Annotated in this window: 22 protein-coding genes; 11 read left to right on the top strand and 11 right to left on the bottom strand. The window is 34.2% G+C overall.

Features of this window, described 5'->3' with window-relative positions:
• Nucleotides 1-24: 24 nt before the first annotated feature.
• From AMQ68_RS14915 to AMQ68_RS25350, 3 genes are all read left to right on the top strand, one after another.
• Nucleotides 25-483 carry a redoxin domain-containing protein gene (locus tag AMQ68_RS14915; RefSeq protein ID WP_082384107.1) on the top strand — a complete coding sequence of 153 codons (459 nt, stop codon included), beginning with the start codon at nucleotides 25-27 and terminating at the stop codon, nucleotides 481-483.
• 12 nt (nucleotides 484-495) lie between these two features.
• Nucleotides 496-1,014 (top strand): thioredoxin domain-containing protein, encoded by a 519-nt coding sequence (locus AMQ68_RS14910; protein WP_054511431.1) that lies wholly within the window; start codon nucleotides 496-498, stop codon nucleotides 1,012-1,014.
• Between the two features lie 312 nt (nucleotides 1,015-1,326).
• On the top strand, nucleotides 1,327-1,500 hold the full coding sequence (locus tag AMQ68_RS25350) for a hypothetical protein (RefSeq protein WP_160317992.1): 174 nt from the start codon (nucleotides 1,327-1,329) through the stop codon (nucleotides 1,498-1,500).
• 96 nt (nucleotides 1,501-1,596) lie between these two features.
• On the opposite strand, the gene guaB is transcribed toward AMQ68_RS25350, so the two are convergent.
• The 10 genes from guaB to AMQ68_RS14860 form a co-directional block, all read right to left on the bottom strand.
• Entirely contained in the window at nucleotides 1,597-3,057 is a 1,461-nt protein-coding gene (guaB, locus tag AMQ68_RS14905; RefSeq protein ID WP_054511430.1) for an IMP dehydrogenase, read from the bottom strand.
• Between the two features lie 151 nt (nucleotides 3,058-3,208).
• Nucleotides 3,209-5,554, bottom strand: coding sequence for a fibronectin type III domain-containing protein (locus tag AMQ68_RS14900; protein WP_054511429.1), 2,346 nt, complete (start codon nucleotides 5,552-5,554; stop codon nucleotides 3,209-3,211).
• A gap of 606 nt (nucleotides 5,555-6,160) precedes the next feature.
• A complete protein-coding gene (locus tag AMQ68_RS14895; protein ID WP_123905716.1) occupies nucleotides 6,161-6,751 on the bottom strand; it encodes an IS630 family transposase in 591 nt (196 codons plus the stop codon).
• Nucleotides 6,660-7,160: a helix-turn-helix domain-containing protein gene (locus AMQ68_RS14890; RefSeq protein ID WP_054511427.1), complete on the bottom strand. Its 501-nt coding sequence runs from the start codon at nucleotides 7,158-7,160 to the stop codon at nucleotides 6,660-6,662. The genes AMQ68_RS14895 and AMQ68_RS14890 overlap by 92 nt, the downstream gene beginning before the upstream one ends.
• A 410-nt stretch (nucleotides 7,161-7,570) precedes the next feature.
• Nucleotides 7,571-8,074, bottom strand: a complete 504-nt coding sequence (locus AMQ68_RS14885; protein ID WP_054511426.1) for a DUF4252 domain-containing protein — start codon at nucleotides 8,072-8,074, stop codon at nucleotides 7,571-7,573.
• Between the two features lie 12 nt (nucleotides 8,075-8,086).
• Nucleotides 8,087-9,367 (bottom strand): DUF4252 domain-containing protein, encoded by a 1,281-nt coding sequence (locus tag AMQ68_RS14880; protein ID WP_054511425.1) that lies wholly within the window; start codon nucleotides 9,365-9,367, stop codon nucleotides 8,087-8,089.
• 69 nt (nucleotides 9,368-9,436) lie between these two features.
• Nucleotides 9,437-10,096, bottom strand: coding sequence for a hypothetical protein (locus AMQ68_RS14875; RefSeq protein ID WP_123905715.1), 660 nt, complete (start codon nucleotides 10,094-10,096; stop codon nucleotides 9,437-9,439).
• Nucleotides 10,071-10,580 carry an RNA polymerase sigma factor gene (locus AMQ68_RS14870; protein ID WP_054511424.1) on the bottom strand — a complete coding sequence of 170 codons (510 nt, stop codon included), beginning with the start codon at nucleotides 10,578-10,580 and terminating at the stop codon, nucleotides 10,071-10,073. The genes AMQ68_RS14875 and AMQ68_RS14870 overlap by 26 nt, the downstream gene beginning before the upstream one ends.
• A 99-nt stretch (nucleotides 10,581-10,679) precedes the next feature.
• Nucleotides 10,680-11,840 (bottom strand): GlmU family protein, encoded by a 1,161-nt coding sequence (locus tag AMQ68_RS14865; RefSeq protein ID WP_054511423.1) that lies wholly within the window; start codon nucleotides 11,838-11,840, stop codon nucleotides 10,680-10,682.
• A 230-nt stretch (nucleotides 11,841-12,070) separates the two neighbouring features.
• A complete protein-coding gene (locus AMQ68_RS14860; protein WP_054511422.1) occupies nucleotides 12,071-12,322 on the bottom strand; it encodes a type B 50S ribosomal protein L31 in 252 nt (83 codons plus the stop codon).
• A gap of 184 nt (nucleotides 12,323-12,506) precedes the next feature.
• On the opposite strand from AMQ68_RS14860, the gene AMQ68_RS14855 reads away from it, so the two are divergent.
• The 5 genes from AMQ68_RS14855 (at nucleotide 12,507) to AMQ68_RS14835 (ending at nucleotide 16,727) form a co-directional block, all read left to right on the top strand.
• Nucleotides 12,507-13,916 (top strand): hypothetical protein, encoded by a 1,410-nt coding sequence (locus AMQ68_RS14855; RefSeq protein WP_054511421.1) that lies wholly within the window; start codon nucleotides 12,507-12,509, stop codon nucleotides 13,914-13,916.
• Nucleotides 13,916-14,242, top strand: a complete 327-nt coding sequence (locus tag AMQ68_RS14850) for a nucleotide pyrophosphohydrolase (protein ID WP_034678907.1) — start codon at nucleotides 13,916-13,918, stop codon at nucleotides 14,240-14,242. Before AMQ68_RS14855 ends, AMQ68_RS14850 begins: the two co-directional genes overlap by 1 nt.
• A gap of 73 nt (nucleotides 14,243-14,315) precedes the next feature.
• A complete protein-coding gene (locus AMQ68_RS14845; RefSeq protein WP_054511842.1) occupies nucleotides 14,316-15,539 on the top strand; it encodes a 3-phosphoshikimate 1-carboxyvinyltransferase in 1,224 nt (407 codons plus the stop codon).
• A 20-nt stretch (nucleotides 15,540-15,559) separates the two neighbouring features.
• Nucleotides 15,560-16,045: a hypothetical protein gene (locus AMQ68_RS14840; protein ID WP_054511420.1), complete on the top strand. Its 486-nt coding sequence runs from the start codon at nucleotides 15,560-15,562 to the stop codon at nucleotides 16,043-16,045.
• Between the two features lie 16 nt (nucleotides 16,046-16,061).
• On the top strand, nucleotides 16,062-16,727 hold the full coding sequence (locus AMQ68_RS14835) for a hypothetical protein (protein WP_054511841.1): 666 nt from the start codon (nucleotides 16,062-16,064) through the stop codon (nucleotides 16,725-16,727).
• 103 nt (nucleotides 16,728-16,830) lie between these two features.
• On the opposite strand, the gene AMQ68_RS14830 is transcribed toward AMQ68_RS14835, so the two are convergent.
• The gene (locus AMQ68_RS14830; protein WP_054511419.1) at nucleotides 16,831-18,657 is read right to left on the bottom strand and encodes an alkaline phosphatase; all 1,827 of its coding nucleotides are present in this window, start codon (nucleotides 18,655-18,657) and stop codon (nucleotides 16,831-16,833) included.
• Between the two features lie 373 nt (nucleotides 18,658-19,030).
• On the opposite strand from AMQ68_RS14830, the gene AMQ68_RS14825 reads away from it, so the two are divergent.
• The 3 genes from AMQ68_RS14825 (at nucleotide 19,031) to AMQ68_RS14815 (ending at nucleotide 24,807) form a co-directional block, all read left to right on the top strand.
• Entirely contained in the window at nucleotides 19,031-19,819 is a 789-nt protein-coding gene (locus AMQ68_RS14825) for an SDR family oxidoreductase (RefSeq protein WP_054511418.1), read from the top strand.
• A 46-nt stretch (nucleotides 19,820-19,865) separates the two neighbouring features.
• Nucleotides 19,866-21,443 carry a hypothetical protein gene (locus AMQ68_RS14820; RefSeq protein WP_241775147.1) on the top strand — a complete coding sequence of 526 codons (1,578 nt, stop codon included), beginning with the start codon at nucleotides 19,866-19,868 and terminating at the stop codon, nucleotides 21,441-21,443.
• A 187-nt stretch (nucleotides 21,444-21,630) separates the two neighbouring features.
• Complete coding sequence (locus AMQ68_RS14815) at nucleotides 21,631-24,807, top strand: SusC/RagA family TonB-linked outer membrane protein (protein ID WP_054511416.1); 3,177 nt, start codon at nucleotides 21,631-21,633, stop codon at nucleotides 24,805-24,807.
• The last annotated feature ends 4 nt before the right edge of the window (nucleotides 24,808-24,811 follow it).

Genomic DNA, 24,811 nt, shown 5'->3' with positions numbered 1-24,811 from the left:
TTTTATTAACCAAACCACAACCCTATGATATTACAACAAGGAACCTCAGCACTCGATTTTGAACTTCACGCCACACCGGATCAGAAATTAAAGCGTTCTGATTTTTTAGGTAAAAATTTAATATTGGTTTTTTATCCGGCAGACTGGAGTCCTGTTTGTGGAGATCAAGTGGCTTTGTATAATGAGATGCTTAGTATTTTTCATAAATACAATGCAGATATTCTTGGGATCTCTGTAGATAGCTCTTGGTGTCACGATGCTTTTATGGCAGATCGGAAATTACACTATCCGCTATTGGCAGATTTTAATCCTAAAGGTGAGGTTTCCAAAGCGTATGGAGTTTACAATGAAGAAAATGGAACTTCAAAAAGAGCATTGTTTGTGATTGATAAGGATGGAATAATTCAATGGAGTTATTTGTCACCAGACGGAATTAATCCTGGAGCTGATGGAATTATCGATGCATTAGAAAATTTAAAATAAAAAACAATAAATATGTCTACTTTAAGAATTCCGATTGGTCCGAAAGATCATGTTCAGGGAAATCCGGAAACTGCAAAAATTGTGTTGGTTGAATATGGTGATTACCAATGTCCTTATTGTGGACATGCTTTTCCTCTAGTGAAGAAATTTGTAGAGGAATATCCCGATGATGTTGCCTTTGTTTTTAGAAACTTTCCTTTAACCGATTCTCATGAATATGCAATGTCGGCTGCTGCAATTGCTGAAGCCTCAGGAAATCAGGGGAAATTCTGGGAAATGCACGATCTTATTTACGATAATCAGGATTTACTGAATGAAGGCTTGCTTAAAGAATGTGTAAAAGTATTGCAGCTGGATGTTAATAAAATTGAAAATGATATAAGCACATCTGAAATTCAGGACAAAATTGAAGCAGATTTTGAAGGCGGGGTAAGAAGTGGCGTTAACGGAACTCCATCATTCTTTGTGAATGATCAGAAATGGGAAGATTACGACGGGACATATGATTGTTTTATTGACCTACTTTCTTAGTTTAATCTCATAAAGTGCTGTTTTTCAAAACCTCAACCATCAAGCAATTTAAATATAAGTTTCGGCTAAAGCCAGTTTTATCAATCTACAGTTTTGAAAGCGGACTAAAGTCCGCTCTTATTGATTATTCTATATCATAACAAACTATCGAAACTTTTACAACCGTAAAACAAACATATTTAAAAACTTACAAAGAAATATTTTCTTCAGCTTGTAATTAAATAAATCACATTTTTTAGAAAAAAACAACTAAGGTTTAGAAAAAAAATCTAAATTTGAAAAGTTATACCAAATACAAAACAATTAATTATTATGAAAAATTTAAACAAAATTTCAAGACAAAGTTTAAAAAGTATTAAGGGTGGATTTAAAATGTGCGATAATGAAGCAATAAATTATGGTTGTGGTGATGCAGAGTTTTTTTGCTGTGGACCTGGTGGCTGTAGAAGAATATCAGATCTTAAACCAGGATCTTGCATTGCTTAATGATTTACAATATCATCTAACACTTTTTTATTAAAAACAAAATAAGGCTACCTCAACATTGAGATAGCCTTATTTATTATATTTATTTATTTATTATTACAAAGAATAATTTGGAGCTTCCTGAGTGATGATAACATCATGTGGGTGAGATTCTTTCAATCCGCTTCCTGTGATCATTACCATTTTAGTATCGGTTTGTAAAGCTTCAATATCTTTAGCTCCACAATATCCCATACCAGCTCTTAGGCCTCCTGTTAATTGGAAAATTACATCTTCTAATTTTCCTTTGTGTGGTACTCTTCCTTCAATTCCTTCCGGAACGAATTTCTTAGCCTCACTTTGGAAATATCTTTCTTTTCCTCCTCTCTTCATTGCAGAAAGACTTCCCATTCCTTGGTAAGACTTAAATTTTCTACCTTGGAAAATAATTTCTTCTCCCGGAGCCTCATCAGTTCCAGCTAAAAGAGAGCCTAGCATTACTGCTCCTGCTCCACTTGCAATGGCTTTTACGATATCACCTGAAAGTTTAATACCTCCATCAGCAATTACTGCTACATTTTTAGATTTAGCATATTCGTACACGTTGTAAATTGCAGATAATTGAGGAACCCCAACTCCGGCAACAACTCTCGTTGTACAGATAGAACCAGGACCAACACCTACTTTAAGAACGTTTGCTCCAGCTTTAATTAAATCTTCTGCAGCTTCTGCAGTTACAATATTTCCACCTACGATATCCAAATCCGGATACGCCTGTCTGATTTGTCTGATTTTATCCAGAACTCCTATAGAATGCCCGTGTGCAGAATCAATGGCAATAATATCAACACCAGCTTTTACTAAAGCAGCGATTCTAGCCATGGTATCTTCTCCAACACCTACTCCGGCACCTACGATAAGGCGTCCTTTTTGGTCTTTATTGGAATTTGGATATTCTAGCTGATTGTCGATATCTTTGATGGTAATTAAACCAACCAATTTATTGTCCTGATCTACAATCGGAAGTTTTTCAACACGACTTTTAAGAAGAATTGCTTTTGCTTTTTCTAAGTTGGTATTTTTATCAGAAGTGATCAGATTTTCTTTCGTCATGATCTCTTCAACCTTCAGATCAAGATTTTCCTGATACTTTACGTCTCTGTTGGTGATAATTCCGATCAATACATTATCAGCGTCTACCACCGGTAAACCTGAAATTTTATATCTGGCCATTGTTTCTTTAGCCTCAGCCAAAGTATGATCTTTTGAAAGGGTCACAGGGTCAAAGATCATTCCGTTTTCAGAACGCTTTACACGGTTAACCTGTGCAGCCTGTTCTTCGATCGTCATGTTTTTGTGAATGAAACCTAAACCTCCTACTCTTGCCAAAGCAATGGCAAGATCTCCTTCAGTAACTGTGTCCATTGCGGCAGATACTATCGGAACATTCAGCGTGATTTTGTCGGTAAGTCTTGATTTTAATGAAACCTGGTTAGGTAAAACTTCTGAATAAGAAGGGACTAGAAGAACGTCATCGAAAGTGATGGCTGCCTCTACAATTTTGTTATGAATAGACATCTTTACTTTCTTTGCAAAATTAGGCTATTTCAACGAGATATGAAAATCCTTTTCAATAGTTTAAATAAAAATTAATAATCAATAACTTAAATCGAAAAAAGCCCTCAGAAAAATCTGAGGGCCGCATTATAAAAAAAATAAATAAGTGCTATTATCTTTTGATAAACTGAGATCTGAAAATATCTTTTCCTTGCTCAATCATAATAATATAATTTCCTTGTGCTAATTGAGAAACATTAATTTTTTTATCATTAATATTTCCTGAGCTTAACAACGTACCCGATGCATTATAGATTTTATAAGTCGCATTTCCAGAAATGTTACTTACATTTAATACATCTACTACCGGATTAGGGTATAACTTAATAGCTTCAGTAGAGCTCGCAACAGCATTTTGTACATTAGATGTTACTGAGTTATCTAAAGTTTTGAAAGTTTTGAAAGTTATTGGTTCAGAAAATTTACCTAAACTATTGCATACAGACGCTACCTTAACTTGGTAATTAATACCTGAAGCCAGTATAGGTAATGCTACACTATTAGTAGAAGACAAAATTTCTTTCCAAGTACTTTGAGTGGTCGGTTTGTAAAAAATAACATATCCACCTGTAGCCGCACTTACAGCCGCCCAGCTTATACCAGCTGTATTCGTAGTAATATTACTAGCTTGAATTCCGTTAGGAGCATCACAAGCTCCAGTTCCTCCTCCTTGAAGTGTTTTAAAACTTACAGAAGCTGAATAATCTGTAAAAGAAGATCCGCAAATTGTAGAAACCTGAACTTCATAATTTTTATCCGCAGATAGGCCTGATAAGTTAGCCGTATTTGTATACGCTGTCACAGAAGACCAATTGGATATAAATCCTGCCACTACTGTTCTATATCTAACAGTATAACTAGTCACGCCATTTACATTATCCCAAGCTATTAAAGCTGTATTCATTGCAACAGTATTCACTCTTAATCTCGAAGGTACAGCACATGCAGCCGCTGGTGAATTAGTTTTGAAATTTACAGAAGCTGAAAACGCTCCTCTAATCCCGTTACATACAGAAGCCACCTGAACTTCATAATCTATATTAGGAGTTAAATTGGACAGATACTTTCCAGTAGTAGAATACGAAGTCTCTTCTTGCCAATTTGATGTTCCTACTTTTCTATAACCTACTGCAACGTATTGAACTGTAGATATAGAAGAAAAAGTTAATCTTACGGCATTCGTCGTAATATTTACTATATTTAATTCTGTCGGTGCCTCACATACTCCAGCCGCTTGAGTCTTAAAGTTTACTGAAGCTGAATATTCACCAATATTTCCGCTACATATTGATGCTATTTGAACTTCATAGTCAGTATTAGCGCTTAAACCATATAAATTTCTAGAATTTGTATATGCATATTGTGGTTGCCAATTTGATGCCCCTACTTTTCTGTAACGAAGCGCATAACTACCAACTGTTCCTACAGATGTCCAGTTTACTCTTGCAGCATCCATTGTAATATTCGAAGTACTGATACCTGTTGCTGCTTCACAAGCCGGGGTAGATTGTGTTTTAAAGTTTATTGAAGCTGAATATTCACCAATACTTCCGCTACATATTGATGCTATTTGAACTTCATAGTCAGTATTAGCGCTTAAACCATATAAATTTCTAGAATTTGTATATGCATATTGTGGTTGCCAATTTGATGCCCCTACTTTTCTGTAACGAAGCGCATAACTACCAACTGTTCCTACAGATGTCCAGTTTACTCTTGCAGCATCCATTGTAATATTCGAAGTACCGATACCTTTTACCGTTTCACAAGCTGGTGCAGGTTGAGTCTTGAAATTGATTGAATTAGAAAACTCCCCTTTATGGTAGTCACAAATGGAAGCTACTTTTATTACATATTCAGTATTAGACTTTAAATCAGACAACTGACCAAGTGTACTACCCAATCCGCCATACCAAATCTTTATTTCTTTCCATTCGCTATCTAGCTGATTTATTTGCTTATAACTCACCGAATAACCATTTCTTCCTGGTAATGCATTCCAATTTATATGGGCATAGTTCGAACCAACTTCAGACATTCTTATGTTTCCTGGTGCTTCACATACAGTATCTAGAGTTCTAAATTTTTCAGAATTTGAAAACTCTCCAATTTTTCCATCACATCTTGAGGCTACCTGAACTTCATAGTTAGCAGAAGCATTTAATCCTGATAAGCTTACCTCATTCGAACTGGAAGAAACTGCTTGCCAGCTTGGTTCACCTATTTTTCGATAACGAACCAAATAATTCTCAGCCGTTCCTACCAATGACCAATTTACTTTAGCCGAATTTATGGTAATGTTTATGCTTTTTATATTTTCTGGAAAAGCACATCCTTCAAAGAAATATGCAGGATCCAGATCAGAAATACTCTTAGATAGAAAAACATTTCTAATAAGAAGATTTTCATTAGCTTTAGATGGATCAAAAGCCTTTTGAACAGACTGGGGATTTCCCATCACAGAAACTCCTATTATACTAAAAAACAGGAAGGTAATTTTTTTTCATTATATAATTATGTTAATGCCCATTTATGTTATTGAAATTCAAAAGCAAGCCTTATATATACTTTCACACTTTAATCTTTGATAACATATAATATACTACAATCATTATCAATCCCTACCTGCTAAAACTATTATTGCTCGTAAAATATTATTAAACAGTATTAGAAGGCGAATCAAAAAAAATTATAATTTTATTTCAATCTTGTTCTATCAAAAAATTAAAATGGATTTAGTATTAATAATAAATTATCAATAATTTGGATGAGCGGTTAATATTATTTATTTTTAATAATCAATTTAGGAAATTATTAAAATACAAAAAGATTGGAGGATATTTTAACCGAACTTCAGAATTCATTATAAAATTATTTTGTTTCGACATTTGTTATACTGCAAAAATAAAAAAAAATATATTTATTGAATATTTTATGTTTCAGATTTAATCTATATTTAATTTTTGTTAAATCTGTTAATAATTTATGTTTTTTTACTACATAGACTATATTTATGTTTTGCATAACTTATGTTAAGTACCAACTGTTAATTATTGATCATTTTTCATTTGAAAATTATGTTATAAATATTTCCAAATCCTGAAAAGATATTCTCCAACGCTTTTTCAAGAGATTCCCAAGAGAGATAATCCTTTGCACGAAGCCATTCATACTTTATTTTCCTCCAAAGAATCTCAATAAAATTAAGATATGGACTATATTTTTGAAGATAAAAAATTTCAATATCTAACTTCTTCCATTTTGAAATTTGAGTTTGGAATTCCTTAGAATGATGTATCCGTGCATTATCTAAACAAATAACAGTCTTCTTTTTGATGATGTTTGAAAATTCATCAATTGCCCGAATCACAAAATCAGAAGTTATTTTTCCCATATGATGACACTGGAAAAGATCATTCTTCTTCGACATAATCCCAAAAACATTGATTCTTTTACTGTGCCTAAGTACGATTTTCACATTTTCATTTTTTTGTTGCCAATGGTAAGAAATGGAAGGTGTTAAAGAAAATCCGCTCTCATCAGCAAAGTATAAATCCAAATAATCATCTTTCGCTAAGCTCATTAAACTCTTCAATTGCTCTGCTTTCAACAGATATTCCTCTTGATTTTGAAGAGGTTTGAGCCAACATCGTATTCTTTTCCAGACATAACCTTTTTTTTAGAAAGACTTTAAGCATTCTTTCAGTAACACGTTCTGAAAGATTTTCATTGATAAAACAGGTCGTTTCTTTCACAGAATCTCCCTGATCTATTTTATCCAAAATACATTTTTGTTCTTCTGAAGAAAATGAAGAAAAAACACCTATCCTTCCTTGTCCCTTTTTCGTATAAAGTCCTATAAATCCTTTATCTTCATACGATCTAATCCATGAATAAACAGCTCTGATCTGCACTAAGAAAACATCCGAAATTTGCTTTGCTCTAATACCATTATGATTCATTATCAAATCTTGGGCACGGTTCCGAACGAATGAATTGGGATGGTGGCTTGACATCATTTTCAAGGTTGACATTTCCTCTTCATTTAAAACTATAAATTTCATGCTTGAAAGTTATAAAAATAATGACGGATAATTAACGAGTACTACTTAATAGATGAACCTATGAACATTATAAACCGGAAATAACAGCCAATACCTTAAATCGAAAAACCGATCTTATGAGGAACGGTCTTTCTTGTACAAAATAACTTGAATATATAAGGGTTAACTTATTCTAACTAGGATGAAAGGGGCAATTGTTATTACAACTGTTTATTTCTCTGCAAAAATACTTCAGAAATACATAAAAACATATTTCATATAATTATTTTAATCTTAATTTAATATATAACTAAAAATATAATTCATTTCAATTAAATAAATTCAAATATTAAATATCCTCCCTATAAAAAAGCCGTTCTTATGAGGAACGGCTTACTTGTACAAAATAATTGAGTATATGAAGGGTTTAATTATTTTTTATCAGTTGCAGAACTGATCATTTTTGCAATATCATCTGCCGTAAAGCTTCCTCTTACATCTACAAAAACCAATTCTTTATCGGAGTTTACGGTAATCAACATATTTTTGATCATCTCTCCGTTTTGTTTTACACGAATATTTACATTATCTCCGTCGTGTTTTATGCTTGCCCAATCTTCGTAATTATTTTTATTTAAATAAGTGGCATAATCTTTCAACATCGCGGGATCACCATTTTCCACCGTCAACACTTTAATTTTAGAAACTTTATTAACCAAGTTCAACAATTCTTCATCCTCCCCTTTTTCTTTCAAAGCCTTCTTAATAAAAGGTTTTGCTAAAAACATCGGCACGTTGACACTTTCAAACCTTGCTCCTTTAAAATCATAATCTGAATTGCTGAAAAAATCCATATTAGGTCTGTGAGACACTACACATGATTGCAACAGGAACATTGCGCAGGCTATTAGAAAGACATTTTTTAAAGTTTTCATGGCAATTGATTTTTAGTTGATCGGTTTTAATGTTCCGCCCGAATTTTTACTGATATTTGAAGTAATCTCAGGATTTCCTTTATATTTTACCAGACCTCCGGAAGATGCTCTCACCTTTAATGTATTGCTAACATTTACAGAAAGACTTGCCCCAGATGTAGATTCCGCCTCAACAATACTTGATTTTAGATTCTCTGCTTTACAAAGTGCTCCACTGCTGATATCAAATACCGCCGCTGTTACCTGTCCTTCAAAACTGGTATCAGAACCACTTGAAGCTTTTAATACAAAATCTTTAGAATCAACCTCTGCTTTAACACTGGAACCGGAAGTTGCCTCAACATTCGTTGTATTAGATATATTAAACTTCCCTTTAACGATGGACCCTGAAGAAGCATCAATTGTAAGATTATTTTCTTTAACCGTGTTTACCGTTGAGAAATTGGCACCGGAAGAGGTTTTAATACTGTTCATTCTTGGGGAAGAAACATTCACACTTAAATTCTTGAATCTTAAGTTTCTCACTCCTTTATTATCAATATATACCTTCAGAATTCCGTTTTCAACCTTAGTAATCACATATTGAAGTTTGTCTGCATCCGCAATTACTTTAATATTGGTAGGACTCTCCTGTTTGTATACCACATTCACTCCTGTGCTGACGTGAATTCCTGAAAACTCGCCCACATTTCTTGCCTCACCATTTAAATAAGATGGATTATTCTCCGATGTCAGGCTGCTTCTTGTATTATTAACTGGATTTAATTTTGTTTCGCTTGAATTAATGATCTTACTCACATCATCCATCGAAAGTTTACCATCCAGCATCACCAGAATATTTTCTCCACTGTCACTGTTGATACTTAACAGCAAGTCGTCCAAAATTCCATCTTTAGCTTCTGAGGAAAGGAACTTTATTTTCGCACCGGAATTATTGATAGACATTATTTCATTATACTTCAACGTTTTTAGATACGAAGAAATGTCTTTGCTTAATTGCATCAGATTCCCCTGAACCTTTTTACCTTCCGGGCTATTGGCTTTTTCCGGATTTTCTGTGATCAAAACTTTCAATCCATTGATTTTTGCCAATAATGGTTTGATCTGATCCAGCTGAGCATCATCAATATTAAGACTACTCAGCATCCCAAACATGGGTTTTGCAATCTTAATAGAAGTTACTCCCTCTACTTCCTGATATTTTTCAAAAAGTTTATCAAATTTGTCTCCTTGCCCATACACATTATAGAAGTGGGAAAAAGCAAATGCGAATATTATCAATATTTTTTTCATGAGTCAATTTTTATTTTTTCTGAGGTGATTAATGCCTGATCAGGTTCATAAATCTTTTGTTTTTTTTAGTTAATAATCGTCGTCCATCACTTTGGGCTGTGCTAATTTTTCACTAACGTTATTTGCAAATATTTGAAATGAATATTTAGTTACATTAATAGCTTCTTCTACATTATCGATTCTCTTCCCGTTTACAATCACATACGAGTTTTTGTATCCTGAAGAATCTTGTTTAGAAGAGTTGCTAACAAACTTTGGTCTTCTTTCTTTTTTCAGCCTTCCTTTTTTAGGTAAGATATCATCCAGAACATCTTTTTCTGCTACTGAAGTCCCTTGGAAGATTGAATCTTTTTTAGCTTCAGTAATAGAATCATTAGGAATAGCTACTGCCACCTGCCCCTGATGATCATTGTTTTCTTCAATGAAATCTTTTTTCTGCTGTCTAATTTGATTTTCAACCAGCTGCGCTTTATCTTTTACCGCTGAATGCTGATTTTCATTAAAAATAAGACCAACACCGAAAACCAATGCTACACTTGCAGCCATCCAAAACCATTTAGGGAAAGAAGGTTTCGCTTTTGTTTGAAGCGGAATGATGGGCGTTTCTTTATTTTCAGATACTCCACCTTCTGCTTTTTGAAGGAAATCTTCAAAATCCCAGTCCATTTTCTCTTCCTTTATTTGTTGGAAGACTTCTTCGTATTTATCTTGAAATTTGTCGTTGTTCATAATTCATCAATTGTGAGATTTGTTCTTTTACTTTTTGTCTTGCTCGCATAAGATTTACTCTTACTGCATTTTCTTCCATTTCCAGCATTTCAGAAATTTCAGAAACCTCATACTCTTCTACATCTTTCAAATGGATTACCATTTTTTGTTTCTCCGGAAGCTGATTAATAAAACCAATAATATGTTCTTTTAAATTATTCACTTCCATACTGTAAAGCTCTGACCGATGCAACTGCATATCTGCAAAGCCCAGTTTTACGTTGTGGTGCTTGAGCCTGTTCAAACACTCATTCCGGACGGCCTTCAAAGCATAGGATTTTAAATTCCCAAACTGTGCCAGCTCCTCTCTTTTTTGCCAAAACTTAATCATAAGATCCTGTACTACATCTTCTGCTTCATCGCTGCTCATAACAAATCTTTTCGCAAAGCGATACATCTCATTTTTGAGAATGAATACCGTATCCTTAAAAGTTTCTTGGGTCATGAGTTTTGTTTCTATTAGTAAGACAATTAAAAAATTAATTCTATTACATCATAAATGAAAAAAACTTCAAATATTTTGAAGTTTTAATTTATAATAATCTTAATACGTTTCAAAAACATATTTCAAAATAGCCTTATCTTCGTCTGTTAAAGGCACTTTTCTTCTTGCCATCGCTTTCTCAGCAACCTCGTATGCTTTATCTAATTTAAATTTTTCATCATCCTTAAATCCGCCCCAAGAAAAGTTTTCTATGAGATTGGGAGGAAAGCCTTCTTTAAAGATATTAGAAGCCACGCCTACAATTGTTCCTGTATTTAACTGAGTATTAATCGCTGTTTTAGAATGGTCACCCATAATAATTCCTGCAAATTGCAATCCTGTATCTTCAAAAGCTTTGGTTCTGTAGTTCCAAAGTTTAACGTGTCCGTAATTATTTTTAAGATTAGAAGAATTGGTATCTGCTCCGAAATTGCACCACTCTCCAATCACCGAGTTTCCGATGAAACCATCATGCCCTTTACTGGAATAGCCAAAAATAATGATGTTGCTGACCTCCCCACCCACTTTACAATGCGGGCCAATAGTAGTAGCACCATAAATTTTAGCACCTAAATTAAATTTCGAATTCTCCCCAAGCGAAATCGGACCACGAAGATTACAACCTTCCATGACCTCAGCATTTTTACCAATGTAAATTTTTCCTGTTTTAGTATTGATGGTAGAAAACTCAATTTCTGCACCCTCTTCAATAAACAGATCTTTTTTATTTCCTAAAAATCCGTTGGTAGAAGAAAGTTCTTGAGAAGCTCTTCCTTTTGTAAGCAATTCAAAATCGAAATCAATTGCTTTATCATTATATGTAAATAAGTCGGTTGGTTTTTTAAAGAAAACAAGATCCTCTTTAATATCCGTCATTTTTTCGATCTGATGGAGAGAAAAATCTTTCATATTGATTTTTGCAGCAATCAGTTCGTCTTCATAGACCAAAGCTTCCCCTTGTTTCAGCTCTTTAATTTGCTGAACAATGCTTTCAGTAGGTAGAAAGTTAGTGACTAAAAAAAGACTTTCTTTATCTTCAGGATTTCTGAATTTACCCTGTAAATAATTTTCCGTGAAATAAGAAACTTCTGTGTTTTCTAAGATTTTCTGCCATCTTTCGGCGAACGTAAGAATTCCGCATCGCATTTCGGCAACGGGACGTGTAAAAGTAAGCGGAAGAAAATCTTCCCAATATTGCGCATCTGAAAATACTAATTGCATTTTGATAATAAGTTAGATATTAAAGGATAGAAGATAGAGGGCGAAAGATAAAGGTTTTGAATGATGCATAATCACTCTGTCTTCTACTTTCTATATCTCATTTCTGCTTACCGCAAAAATACAAATACTAACACTAACTTTTAACTTCTGCGCTTTAATTTCCACTGAAAAGCAATAAAAAAAGTCTTCCAAAAAATTGGAAGACTTTAGTATTTTTGAGGTTCAAAAAATTACTTAGAGAATTTCTTGTACTTATTCATGAACTTGTCTACTCTACCTGCAGTATCAACCAACTTCACTTTTCCTGTGTAGAAAGGGTGAGAAGTAGAAGAGATTTCCATTTTAAGCAAAGGGTACTCTTGTCCTTCATACTCGATAGTATCTTTTGTCTCTGCAGTAGATTTGCAAAGAAACACCTCGTCGTTACTCATATCTTTGAAAACAACAAGTCTATAATTTTCTGGGTGAATTCCGTTTTTCATAATACAATTTTTTAAAAAATTAAAGTTCTGCTTTCGAAATAGTAATGGATATTTCTCTGCTAATTTTAGGCTGCAAAAATACAATATTTTTTTTAATTTCCAAATACTGACCCAATATTTTTTTCATGATAAGAAAATTAAAGTATTTTCGTTAAATTTGAAATCTATTTAAACTTTACTTTCGATGAAATTCAAATTATTACTGGCCCTTTCTTTTTGGATGCTTCTTATAGTGGTATCATGTAACAAGGATGACATCAACTTTGATGCTCCTTCACAGCAACTTAGCTTCTCAAGAGATACTGTATTTTGCGATACCGTATATCATCAGGTTCGCTCTGAAACCTACGTTGTAAAAGTGTACAATAATGAAAATAAGGATATTTTGATCCCAAGAATTAATCTTGAAAAAGGAGCAACCTCTTTATATAAAATAAATGTAGATGGAAAACCAGGATATGATTTTAAAGATGTTCCGTTAAGAAAAAAAGACAGTCTTTATATTTTTGTTGAAATTGCTCCTCAGGCCACAGGTCCGGAAGCTATTGCTGAAGACCGAGTAATTTTTACCAGTCCGGCTGGTCAACAACACGTCAATTTATTTTCTGTGGTTCAGGATGCCGAGTTTTTTATTCAAACACCGACTAATCCAAACCTTATCACCAACAATACGACATGGAATAATGATAAAGCGAAGATCATTTATGGAGATCTTACCGTTAATCCCAATGTTGTATTAAATATTCAGGCAGGAACGAAAGTATATTTCCATAAAAATAGTGGAATGAAAGTTTCTACAGGATCTACTTTAAATATTAATGGAGCCTTAGACAAAGAAGTTATTCTTCGAGGAGATAGAAATGATGCCGACCATGATACACTTCCTAAAAACTGGAACTCTATCAGAATGGCTGCCAATTCAACCCTTAACATGAACCACGCAAGACTTTTCGGAGGAACAAGAGGTTTAGATATGAGACAGACTAATGCAACCATCAGCAACTCTTTCATACACACCTTCCAAGAATATGGAATTTACGCTGTTGCTTCTACCGTAAACGCTAAAAATTTAGTAATGAATAACAGCGGAGAATCTTGTATAGGAATCTTTAAAGGTGGAAATCACACGTATACGCATGCTACAATTGCTAATTACTCTAGGGTACTTTCTTCTATGAATAGGAACGGAATTTTTGCAACCAATGAATGGAAGAATGATGCCGGACAAACCGAGCAGGGAGCATTACAACAATTGAATATAAGAAACAGTATTGTTTATTCTGATAGAGATAACGCTGTGAATTTTGAACAAACGCCAGGACAGCAATTCAATTTTATCATTCAAAACAGTTTGCTGAAATATTCTGGAACTACAGAAGCAGGCTTCCCATTTGATAATAATACAAGTGTAATTCAAAGTTTCAAAAACGAAGATCCTCAGTTTATTAATTATTTTACAGCACATCTGAATCTTCGAGTAAAACCTAACTCTTTCGCAAGAGGAAAAGGAAATACTACGATTGCAGGAACTGTACCCACAGATATCGTCAATGTATCAAGAACAACTAACCCAACGCTTGGAGCCTATCAATAATGGAAATTACAAATCTGCAGCAGCAAGTTGACGAATGGATAAAAACAATTGGAGTCCGTTATTTCAATGAACTCACCAATATGGCGATGTTAACCGAAGAAGTAGGTGAAGTAGCCAGAATTATTGCCAGAAGATATGGCGAGCAAAGTGAAAAGGAAAGCGATAAAAGCAAAGATCTGGGAGAGGAACTCGCTGATGTACTATTTGTAACATTATGTCTGGCCAACCAAACCGGAGTCAATTTGCAGGAAGCTTTCGATAAAAAAATGAAAATAAAGACTGATCGCGACAAGGATCGTCATCAGAATAATGAAAAATTAAAATAAGATCCTAGATGTTAGATTTCAGATGCTAGACGATTTGAAATCTGATGTCTACAATATAAAATCTGAAGAAACAATGAAGCTAGAAAAATCAACACTCGTAGAAAATAAAACAGTACAAATCAGCGGTTCGAAAAGTATTTCGAATCGTTTATTGATTTTGGAAAGTCTGTTTTCAAACATAAAAATAGGGAATTTATCTAATTCTCAAGACACCCAATTACTAAAAAAAGCACTGTCTGAAACTACTGAAGTTGTAGACATTCACCATGCAGGAACAGCGATGCGTTTTCTTACGTCTTACTATTCTATCACAGAAGGAAAAACTACGATTCTTACAGGATCAAAGAGAATGAAAGAAAGACCTATCAAGAATTTGGTAAGCGCTCTTCAAGATCTGGGTGTAGAAATTGAATACATGGAAAATGAAGGTTTTCCGCCTTTAAAAATTACAGGAAAGAAGATCACTCAAACTCAGGTGAATGTTCCTGCCAACATTTCAAGCCAATTCATCACTTCTCTTTTGCTTATCGCAGGAAAATTAGAAAACGGATTAGAAATTAATCTTGTGGGTGATATTACTTCAAGGTCATACATTGAAATGACGCTGGATATTCTAACAAAATTCGGAATTAAAAACAGCTTTGAAGGAAACACAATTAAAGTGGAACCTTTTAATGTGAATAACGAATCATCCATTATAAATTACGAGGTAGAAAGCGACTGGAGCTCTGCTTCTTACTTCTACTCTATTGCTGCGCTAGGAAGAGAAACAATGCATCTGAAAAGCTTTTACAAAGAATCTACTCAGGGAGATTCTGCGATTGCAAAAATTTATGAAGAGTTTTTCGGAATTAAAACAATCTACTCAGAAGATGAACACAAGCTTACGCTTCAGCCCGATCCTAATTTTTCATTTCCGGAAAAGATTATTTTGGATATGAATAATTGTCCAGACATCGCACAAACCCTTTGCGTAACGGCAGCAGCATTGAAAATTCCATTTGACATCTCAGGTTTGGGAACTTTAAAAGTAAAAGAAACTGATCGCCTTTCAGCATTGCATATCGAATTGCAAAAACTGGGAACAGAAACGGAAATTACAGATTTAACCATCAAATCAATTGGGTTCAACGAGCCACAAGAAAATATTTCTATTAGAACCTACCAAGATCACAGAATGGCGATGAGCTTTGCTCCGTTTTGCCTGATCAAAGAATTAAATATTGAAGAGGAAGATGTCGTAGAAAAATCTTACCCCATGTTTTGGAAGGATCTTGATAGTATATTAACCCGATAATTTGAACTTGTGACCATTCAATGAAAAATTATTTAATCATTTTCGCTTTTCTGATTCCAGTTTCATTTTGGGCGCAATATCTGTTGCCTAACGAAGAAGTCATCTATTCATTTGAAACGAAAAATGGAAAAAAAATGTCTTTAGTAAAAGACAAACAAAACCAATATATTCAGTATCGATTTGGAAACAAAAATACTGTTGAAATGGAATTTCCAAAAAGCAGAAACAAAGACAGCTGGAAGCAGTTTACCTACAAATCTTATCATAGAGGCGGCGGAAAACAAAATGCAGGAATGAGTCTTGATTATTTATCATTTACAAATAACAACTACAACTATGTAGTCTCCAGAACTTACTCTGCAGAAGATGAATCATTTTCTACAGGCATTACTGTAACCGACAGCAAAGGTAAAGAAACCGAGATTACAGGAATTTATAAAACTTTTAAAGGTTGTCTTTGTGATCTTCAGGACACAGAGGTGAAGAAAGAAGATTTTGGACAATAATTCCAATCCTAATTACATGAAAAAGTGGTTGTCTTTTTTCTTCATTTTATCAATCTCAATTCTTCATGCTCAGGAATTGAAAGATTTTTATGTTCCTAAAAATGCTACAAAAGTTTTAGAAACAGAAGGAGATTTAGATAAAGATGGCGTTAGCGAAACCGTAATCGTCTATAATATCGGTGAAAAAATTGAATACCAAGGCTACAAAAGAAAATTCTATATCCTTAAAAAAATCAATGGAAAGCTAAAATTATGGAAGGAAAACTCATCTTTACTAGAATCAAGTGAAGCAGGTTTTTATCCGGAAAGTAATCAACTTGAAGTAAGTATAAAAAACAACTGTCTTGTCATTTTACAATCCTTCTTTACGAATTCCAGACATACCGATACAAGCAAGCATACGTTTAGATTTCAAAATGGAGATTTTTATCTTATTGGCGCACTCAATACATTTGATGACACCTGTGAATTTAATTTTCTAAATGACATCAATTTTTCAACAGGAAAAGTCATCATTGATGAAAAGTATTCTGACTGTGATGGAGATGAGGACAGAAAAATCCCGAAAGATGTACACAAGGAGTTTATCCACAAATCTAGCCCCTTAATAAAAATGGACGATTTCAGGGTTGGGGAAAACAAATTTAAAATCCCCGATTCAAAAAAGGAAATTACGTATTGATTATCAAAAACATAATGAGCAGAATATTTTATTCTGCTCATTTCTATTGATCTTTACTCACATACTTATCCACAGAGTTATCCACAATTTGTGAATATCTGTTTTACTTTCGGATTCCGTAGGCTTGCAGTATTTTATTGAAGATTTCCGTATTTTCAAATAATCCGGTAAACTCTTTAGAATTCGGACCATACGCAAATACACTTGCCGGAATAGAGGTATGATCATTGGTACTGAAATTACCAAATACCCAACCGTCGTTTAAACTTCCGTCCAAGAGCGTCAAACCTCCTGTTTCATGATCGCCCACCACGATCACTAATGTTTCTTTATTTTCATCTGCAAACTTCATGGCTTTTCCCACTACCTCATCAAAATCTAACAACTCGGTAACCAGCTGCTCCAGATTATTACTATGCCCACCTCCATCTGTTTGGGAAGCTTCCACCATCATAAAAAATCCTTTTTTATTTTCTTTTAAATCATTTAAAGTAAGATCAAAAGCATCAGCGAGCCATTTCCCCCTGCCATCGGTTACTCTTTTTGAAGCTAAAGGATCAATGACCAATGTTCGGTTATTGATTTTATTAACCGATTTCAAATCTTGAAACAAATCAATTTTAGCATCTTTTATTTTTTGCAGATTCTCCTGTGACAATCCATTTGTTGGGCCACCAATCAAAATCTTTGTTTTAGAGCTCACAAAATCTTTCAAAATAGGTTCCGAGCTGTTTCTATTATCCGAATGTGCATAAAAATCCGCAGGCGTAGCATCGGTAATATCTCCTGTAGAAATGAGCCCTGAAACCATTCCTTTCTCTGCAATAATATCCGGAATCTGGGCGAGAGCTTTTCCTGTTCCATCAACACCTACAAAAGTATTTTTTGTTTTTACCCCCGTTGCAAAAGCCGTTGACCCGGGAGCCGAATCAGTAATATATGCATTTGAAGAATTCGTTTTAGACAATCCTGTAGCTTTCATATTAAATACATTCAGCTTTCCTTTATTCGCGGTGAATGCTGCATAATATTGAGGCAATGAAGTACCATCCGGAATCAGGAGAATCACATTTTTTACTTTTTTACTAATTCCGTCTGTTTTATAAGTGGGAGAATAAGTGCTGTACTCTTTTGTATTTTTATAGAAACTTTTGGGAATCGTGTTCATAAATTTCTTGAGATCCGGAATATGGTCGGTATTGATATAGTCTACTCCTAAATCCATAAGATTCACCCAAGCATTCGTAAAATCAGGAGCTCCGTAAAATCGTATAGACTTTTGTTGAGCGTGTGCTTTTTCCACAGCTTCTTTAATCTTATCTGTTTCTTCATCTCTTGGAATTCCTTTTCCATTCCATTTTACCAATTGTGGAAAATCTGCACTGAAAAGCCCAATCCGCTTCAGCTCATCCGCTGTATAATTCTTATCTAAATCGCCATCAAAATAAAGGTAGTTTGGATAATTTTTAAAATCAGAAGGCTGTGGCCTTCCACCGGTAATTACTATTTTAATTCCGCTATTGCCTGTAATTTCAGGATATTTTTTTAATATCTTGACTAATGCATTCAGACTCGTTTTATAATCTTGTTTAATATCAATAAGGAGTTGTAGCTTTTTTTTCGGATCCTGATAAATATTTCCTTTGTTCAGTTTAATCTGTTTTGAAATAGGATCCAAATAAAGATTTTCTAAGGTTCTATCAGGCGATAATTCTTTTTCTGTGTGGGCTACCCACAATTTATCTTTTACCAGAAAAACATCGGCTTCAATAGATCCAAAATTAGCATAATATGCCTCCCAAAAAGGGATCTCCTGCATATAATCATTATGAGAATGTGCATTACTCACATTATAGTTTTGGTAATTCTGTGCCTTATTTTTAGAGAAAAAAGCCATGGCTAAGAGTACCCATATTCTTGTTTGCTTCATAATATGTATTAAAAAACGATATCATCGCAGCGTTTTCCACAATGATATCGTGTATCGTATTATTTAAAAATTTCACCAACCTTCATTTTGTTTAATAACATCCTTCTCATTCCTGACGCAAAAGTAAATCAGTCCTAGACCTACTTATGTTAATATCACTTTATGTTTCCGTTAAATAAAAGATTAATTAAAAATCAGATCAAACAGTCTAAAAACTTAATTATGAAGTAGAAAATAATCAGAACTTCCACATTTTATTTCCTTATCATATTACCTTAATACTAAAGATCCAATTCCCTTATGAATTTAGTTTTCATATATAATAAATCATAAAGTTCATTTTTCTTTTTTTACATTTGCTGAAAATATAATAATGACGATCATCATCACAGGAACCTCATCAGGAATAGGTTTTGTTTTAGCCGAGTATTTCGGAAAGAAAGGTCATAAAGTCTACGGGTTGAGCCGAAAACATACAGAAAGCCAATATTTCAAATCGATTCCTACAGACGTTACAGATAATGATGCAGTGCAACATGCCATTGCAGAAGTATTGAAAACTGAATCCAAGATTGATGTTTTGATCAACAATGCCGGAATGGGAATGGTTGGTGCTGTGGAAGATTCTACGAAAGAAGATATTTTACAATTATTCAACCTGAATTTGGTGGGCGCTGTTCAGATGATGACGGCCGTTATGCCCAATATGCGTAAAAATAAATTTGGACAAATCATTAATGTTTCCAGTATTGGAAGCGAAATGGGATTGCCTTTCCGCGGGTTTTATTCAGCTTCAAAATCTGCGTTGGATAAAGTAACAGAAGCTATGAGATATGAAGTGTATCCTTGGAACGTACATGTTTGCTCTCTTCACTTAGGAGATATTAAAACCAATATTGCAGAAAACAGAGTGAAAACAAAAGTTTCTGAACCTTACAAAAACGTCTTTGATAAAGTATATGCTTTAATGAATTCTCATGTAGGGGACGGAACCGAACCGTTGGAAGTTGCAGAATATGTTGAGAATCTTTTAGGAAAAAATAAATGGAAAGCTCATTATTATTTTGGTAAATTCGGGCAGAAAATTGGAGTTCCCTTAAAATGGATTCTTCCTCAGGGAACTTATGAAAATTTAATGAAGAAATATAATAAACTGGCCTAGTTTCAGTTTTTAAAAGAGTTTGAAGTTATTTCTAAAAATATTTTTTGTGCTATTTTGCGTTTTTATACAAGCGCAAAAGAAGCATTATTTTCTCATTGATTCTGAAACCAAAGTCAAGAAAAAAGTAAAAGATTCTGTATCTGCGGTAAAGTTTCTGGATTCTCTGGCTCAGAGCAATTATTTTTTCACCGAATTAAAAGACGTGAAAATAAAAGGCGACAGCACAGAAATTTTCTATGATAAAGGAAAAAACTTCAACGAAACGTACGTCAACCTTTCTGATTCTATTACCCATAAATTAAAAATTCAGAGAGATTTTTTCACTAAAAATTTAGATTCAACCAAAAAGGTTCTTAATAAAAAATATATTGACGACGGATATTCTTTCAGCAGAATTAAATCTAAATATAAAGGTCAGAAAAACGGCTATCCTATCGTAGAATTAGATATCAATAAAAATGATAAAAGAACCATCAACGGTTTTGTGGTAAAAAATTACGTAAGGGTTCCCAAAAGATTTATGAAAAATCTTGAAAAAGAATTCAAAGGTAAAATATACGATGATAAAAATCTTTTGGCGATTAATAAAACCTTTCAAGGGCATCCTTTTTTGAGTTTAGAACGGCAACCGCAAACCTTATTTACAAAAGACTCTACCCAGATTTATCTCTTCATGGAAAAGAAAAAGACCAATTCCTTTGATGGAGTCATTGGTTTTGGAAATGATAAAACAGAGAAATTTACGCTAAACGGAACCCTGAATGTTAATTTCAAAAACATGTTCAATGGTTTTGAAACTGTTAATTTATACTGGCAGAGAAACCCAGACAAAGGTCAGAATTTCGATTTACAAACCGATATTCCTTATCTGTTTAATTCTAATGTGGGATTAAATATGAAAGTCAACATCTTTAGGCAAGACTCTACTTTCGCCAATGTAAAAGCACTTCCTGCTTTCTACTATCATATCAATAACAGAAATAAGATTGGTTTTCGAGGAACTTTCGAAAGCTCAACGATTATAGACTCGTTATATGTTCAGGGTAAAGATTACAATAAAAAAGGAATCGGGGTTTGGTTTGAAATGGTGGAACCTACGGATATTGATCTTTTCCTTTACAAAACAAAGATCAGCGCAGGATATGATTATCTGACAACAACTTATACAAAAAACAATATTAAAGCTCCACAAAATCAATTCTACTTTTTTGGGGAACACAATTATCATATCAATGGAAATCATTTCCTCAATATAAAGGCAGAAGGCGCCATGATGGATTCAAAAGTTGAGTTTTCTACCAACGAATTATACCGTTTTGGAGGATGGAATTCTATGCGGGGTTTCAATGAGAACTCCCTCGCGGCCGACTTCTATTATTACGGAAGTTTAGAATATCGGTACCTCATCGGAAATCAGGCCTTTTTTGATGTCTTCGGGCAATACGGGCAACTCAATAATAAATCTTTAAGTGTAAAACCTAAACTCTACAGTGTGGGGCTTGGTTTCAATTTCTTTATTCCGATTGGGCTCATGAGTTTCCAATTGTCGAACGGTAACGAATTTGGAAATCCGTTTAAATTTAATGATACAAAAATTCACTGGGGAATCCTGAGTAGATTCTAAGGCAAAAACGTCCTGTTTATCTATACTTATACTCCTTTAAAAGAAAGTAAAAATTGTTATATAAATATATTTTTACGTTTTACAATTATGTTAAATTTCTTAACATTTAACCCTAAAATCATATTTTTATCTTAATATAATATTAAAGCCTAAGTAATGGTAGCTGACTAAATTTGTCCTCAAAAAAATGAAGAAGACTTTAGCTACTTTTGCGATTTTTTTGCTCCCCCTTTATTTAACTGCTCAAGAGATCAACATTTCAGGAAATGTAAAATCCGAAAATGGTTCCACGATCTCAGGTGTAAATATCACCGACAAAAACACAGGAAAATCTGTAACCACCGATCAAAATGGTAATTTCACCATCACTGCCAACCCAAAAGACATCCTCGAATTTTACTCCCCGGAATTTTCAAGCTATTCTGTAGAAGTTTCTTCAAAAAGGAACTATTCTGTGGTTTTAAAAAAGGTGAGTGAAAAACAAATCGAAGGCGTTGTAATTACCGCTTTAGGTATCGCCAAAAAGAAAGAAAAAATTGGATATTCTACTCAGGAAGTTGGAACAAAACAGTTTGAAACCATTACCACTCCAAGCATTGGAAACTTATTTTCAGGGCAAGTTGCCGGATTAAATGTTTCTAACCCTACAGGAATGCAGCAGGCTCCGGAATTTAATTTAAGAGGAAATTCTAATTTGGTTTTTGTAATTGATGGGGTTATTGTTGAGAAAGAAGTTTTTCAAAATTTAGATCCTAATAATATTGAAAACATCAATGTTTTGAAAGGGGCTACCGCTTCTGCTCTTTACGGTTCACGAGGTCGATACGGAGCAGTTTTAATTACGACAAAAACGGCAAAGAAGAAAGGCTTCACCGTGGAGTTCTCCCAAAATACAATGATTACTGCTGGATTTACCAATCTTCCAAAAACACAAACTGAATACGGAAACGGTTCCCACGGAAAGTATGAATTCTGGGACGGCGCAGACGGTGGGGTGAATGACGGAGATATGATCTGGGGACCAAAATTTGTTCCCGGGACCAAGATTGCCCAATGGAACAGCCCGATTAGAGATAAACTAACAGGCCAAACCATTCCTTGGTACGGAACTGTAGCGGGAAGTCAGTATAATGATAAATCAAGATACGAAAGAGTTCCGATCGACTGGGAATTTCATGACAACTTAAAAACGTTCATGAAACCTGCGATGATTAATAATAACAATTTTGCCATCAGCTATAAAAACAATAAAGACGTTTATAGATTTTCAGGGAATTTCATGAATTACAATGATAGAATTCCTGATGCTTATCTTCAACGTTATGGGGTTAACTTTTCATCGGAAAATCATATCAGTGATAAATTAATTTTTGACAGCAAATTTAGTTTCAACCAAACATTCACGCCTAACATTCCAAACTACGATTATAACCCAAGTGGGCATATGTACACCATCCTGATCTGGATGGGTGGCGACGTAAACGGAAGAGATTTAAAAAATCATATGTGGGTTCCGGGACAGGAAGGCAGAGCGCAGGCTAACTGGAATTATGCATGGTACAACAATCCTTGGTTTGGAGCAGAATATTATAAGAATAAAAACAGAACCGATATCATCAATGCTCAAACAGGGCTGGAATATAAAGCCACGCAAGATTTCTCTATAAAAGGTAAAATTTCCATTGTTGAAAATCATAATAAACAGGAAATTTTAAGTCCGTATTCTTACTTCAATTACAGCGCACCAAGAAGTGGTGGTTATCTTTTAAATGATACCAAAACTTGGAATCTTAACTCTGATGTTTTAGCAACCTACAAAAAGAAAATCTCAGAGAACTTTAATTTCACCATCAACGCAGGAGGGTCTACTTTTTATTATAAAAACAATAAAGATAATGCTTCAACAGATGGGTTAAAAGTTCCTGAACAATATAGCTTAGACAATTCCATCGGGAATGTAAAATACTACGATTATCTGAAAGAGAAATTAATCTACAGTGCCTATTCTACGATTGATTTTGAATTGTATAATGCTTTTTTCATCAACGTTTCAGGACGTAATGACTGGTCTTCTACCCTACCAAAAGCCAACAGATCGTATTTCTATCCTTCTGCTTCATTAAGTGCTGTGATTTCGAATTTAGTAAAAATGCCTGAAGCCATTAACCTTCTAAAAGTATCAGCTTCATGGGCAAAAGTAGCTTATGACTTCCAACCTTACACCATCAGAAATTATTATGATATTAATAAAGGAATTACTTTCAATGGAAATCCTACCTATTTTTATCCTACCACATTAAACAAAGAAAATTCTTTAAAACCTGAACAGACGAAATCTTATGAACTGGGGCTAAGCGCAGGATTATTCAAAAACAGAGTGACGTTGGATGCTACGTATTTTAGAACATTAGACTATAATAATATTCTTCAGTTCCCAAGTGCAGAATCATCAGGCTTCACATCCCAATATGTGAATGGAAATGAATATACAACGAAAGGTTTCGAGATTTCATTAGGCTTAGTTCCTATTAAAACAGCTAACTTCACTTGGAAATCTTTGATCAACTGGAGTACCTACAACCAGAAGCTGACTTCTATCTATGATAACATGTCCAATTACAACAATATCAAATTAGGTGAAAGAATGGACAGCTATTATGATATCACATGGCAAAAATCTCCGGACGGAAAAGTGATTTTAGATGCGCAAACAGGAATGCCTACAAGAGCAAATGCGCCCACCAACTTAGGACATTTTGGTCCGGACTGGACGTTTGGATTTAACAACACATTCAAATATAAAAAATTCACTTTAAACATTGGAATCGACGGAAGTATTGGCGGGGTGATGAGATCTCAGGTCGTTGAAAAAATGTGGTGGGGTGGAAAACACCCGAATTCTGTAGCATACAGAGATCAGGAATATGCGAATCCGGGAACTTACTATTTCGTTCCGGATGGAGTGAACTATAATGCTGCAACAGGAACTTACACTCCACATACCAAAGCCATCAGTTTCCAGGATTGGGCACAGAATTATCCTTACCAAGCAAGAGTAACGGAAGATGAAAGCGAATTATTCGCCAATGTATTCGACAGAACTTTTGTAAAGTTGAGATCAGTAGTTCTTGAATACGACTTCTCTTATTTGCTTAATCCAAAAGGAATGGTAAAAGGATTCACGGCCAACATATCAGGATATAATCTGGCAATGTGGAAAAAATCTAAAAACCTATACTCTGATCCTGATTTTAAAATAGGAGTAGGAAATGACAGTAAAGATCCATCAAAAATTGGTTCCGGAAATGATATTCAGGACCCTTCAAGCAGATGGTTTGGAATTGGATTCAATCTTAAATTTTAATTAA

It is taken from the genome of Chryseobacterium sp. ERMR1:04 (genome assembly GCF_001297705.1).
Classification (GTDB): Bacteria; Bacteroidota; Bacteroidia; order Flavobacteriales; family Weeksellaceae; genus Chryseobacterium.
This window is presented reverse-complemented; position numbering and strand designations above follow the sequence as displayed.

What these genes read in the sequence shown, in the direction of transcription:
- AMQ68_RS14855 (WP_054511421.1), top strand. Translation starts at nt 12,507, where the DNA reads ATGAAATTCAAATTATTACTGGCCCTTTCTTTTTGGATGCTTCTTATA.
- AMQ68_RS14815 (WP_054511416.1), top strand. Translation starts at nt 21,631, where the DNA reads ATGAAGAAGACTTTAGCTACTTTTGCGATTTTTTTGCTCCCCCTTTAT.
- AMQ68_RS14860 (WP_054511422.1), bottom strand. Translation starts at nt 12,322, where the DNA reads ATGAAAAACGGAATTCACCCAGAAAATTATAGACTTGTTGTTTTCAAA.
- AMQ68_RS14900 (WP_054511429.1), bottom strand. Translation starts at nt 5,554, where the DNA reads ATGGGAAATCCCCAGTCTGTTCAAAAGGCTTTTGATCCATCTAAAGCT.
- AMQ68_RS14910 (WP_054511431.1), top strand. Translation starts at nt 496, where the DNA reads ATGTCTACTTTAAGAATTCCGATTGGTCCGAAAGATCATGTTCAGGGA.
- AMQ68_RS25350 (WP_160317992.1), top strand. Translation starts at nt 1,327, where the DNA reads ATGAAAAATTTAAACAAAATTTCAAGACAAAGTTTAAAAAGTATTAAG.
- AMQ68_RS14850 (WP_034678907.1), top strand. Translation starts at nt 13,916, where the DNA reads ATGGAAATTACAAATCTGCAGCAGCAAGTTGACGAATGGATAAAAACA.
- AMQ68_RS14885 (WP_054511426.1), bottom strand. Translation starts at nt 8,074, where the DNA reads ATGAAAACTTTAAAAAATGTCTTTCTAATAGCCTGCGCAATGTTCCTG.
- AMQ68_RS14915 (WP_082384107.1), top strand. Translation starts at nt 25, where the DNA reads ATGATATTACAACAAGGAACCTCAGCACTCGATTTTGAACTTCACGCC.
- AMQ68_RS14835 (WP_054511841.1), top strand. Translation starts at nt 16,062, where the DNA reads ATGAAAAAGTGGTTGTCTTTTTTCTTCATTTTATCAATCTCAATTCTT.
- AMQ68_RS14880 (WP_054511425.1), bottom strand. Translation starts at nt 9,367, where the DNA reads ATGAAAAAAATATTGATAATATTCGCATTTGCTTTTTCCCACTTCTAT.
- AMQ68_RS14840 (WP_054511420.1), top strand. Translation starts at nt 15,560, where the DNA reads ATGAAAAATTATTTAATCATTTTCGCTTTTCTGATTCCAGTTTCATTT.
- AMQ68_RS14890 (WP_054511427.1), bottom strand. Translation starts at nt 7,160, where the DNA reads ATGAAATTTATAGTTTTAAATGAAGAGGAAATGTCAACCTTGAAAATG.
- AMQ68_RS14865 (WP_054511423.1), bottom strand. Translation starts at nt 11,840, where the DNA reads ATGCAATTAGTATTTTCAGATGCGCAATATTGGGAAGATTTTCTTCCG.
- AMQ68_RS14870 (WP_054511424.1), bottom strand. Translation starts at nt 10,580, where the DNA reads ATGACCCAAGAAACTTTTAAGGATACGGTATTCATTCTCAAAAATGAG.
- AMQ68_RS14845 (WP_054511842.1), top strand. Translation starts at nt 14,316, where the DNA reads ATGAAGCTAGAAAAATCAACACTCGTAGAAAATAAAACAGTACAAATC.
- guaB (WP_054511430.1), bottom strand. Translation starts at nt 3,057, where the DNA reads ATGTCTATTCATAACAAAATTGTAGAGGCAGCCATCACTTTCGATGAC.
- AMQ68_RS14830 (WP_054511419.1), bottom strand. Translation starts at nt 18,657, where the DNA reads ATGAAGCAAACAAGAATATGGGTACTCTTAGCCATGGCTTTTTTCTCT.
- AMQ68_RS14825 (WP_054511418.1), top strand. Translation starts at nt 19,031, where the DNA reads ATGACGATCATCATCACAGGAACCTCATCAGGAATAGGTTTTGTTTTA.
- AMQ68_RS14875 (WP_123905715.1), bottom strand. Translation starts at nt 10,096, where the DNA reads ATGAACAACGACAAATTTCAAGATAAATACGAAGAAGTCTTCCAACAA.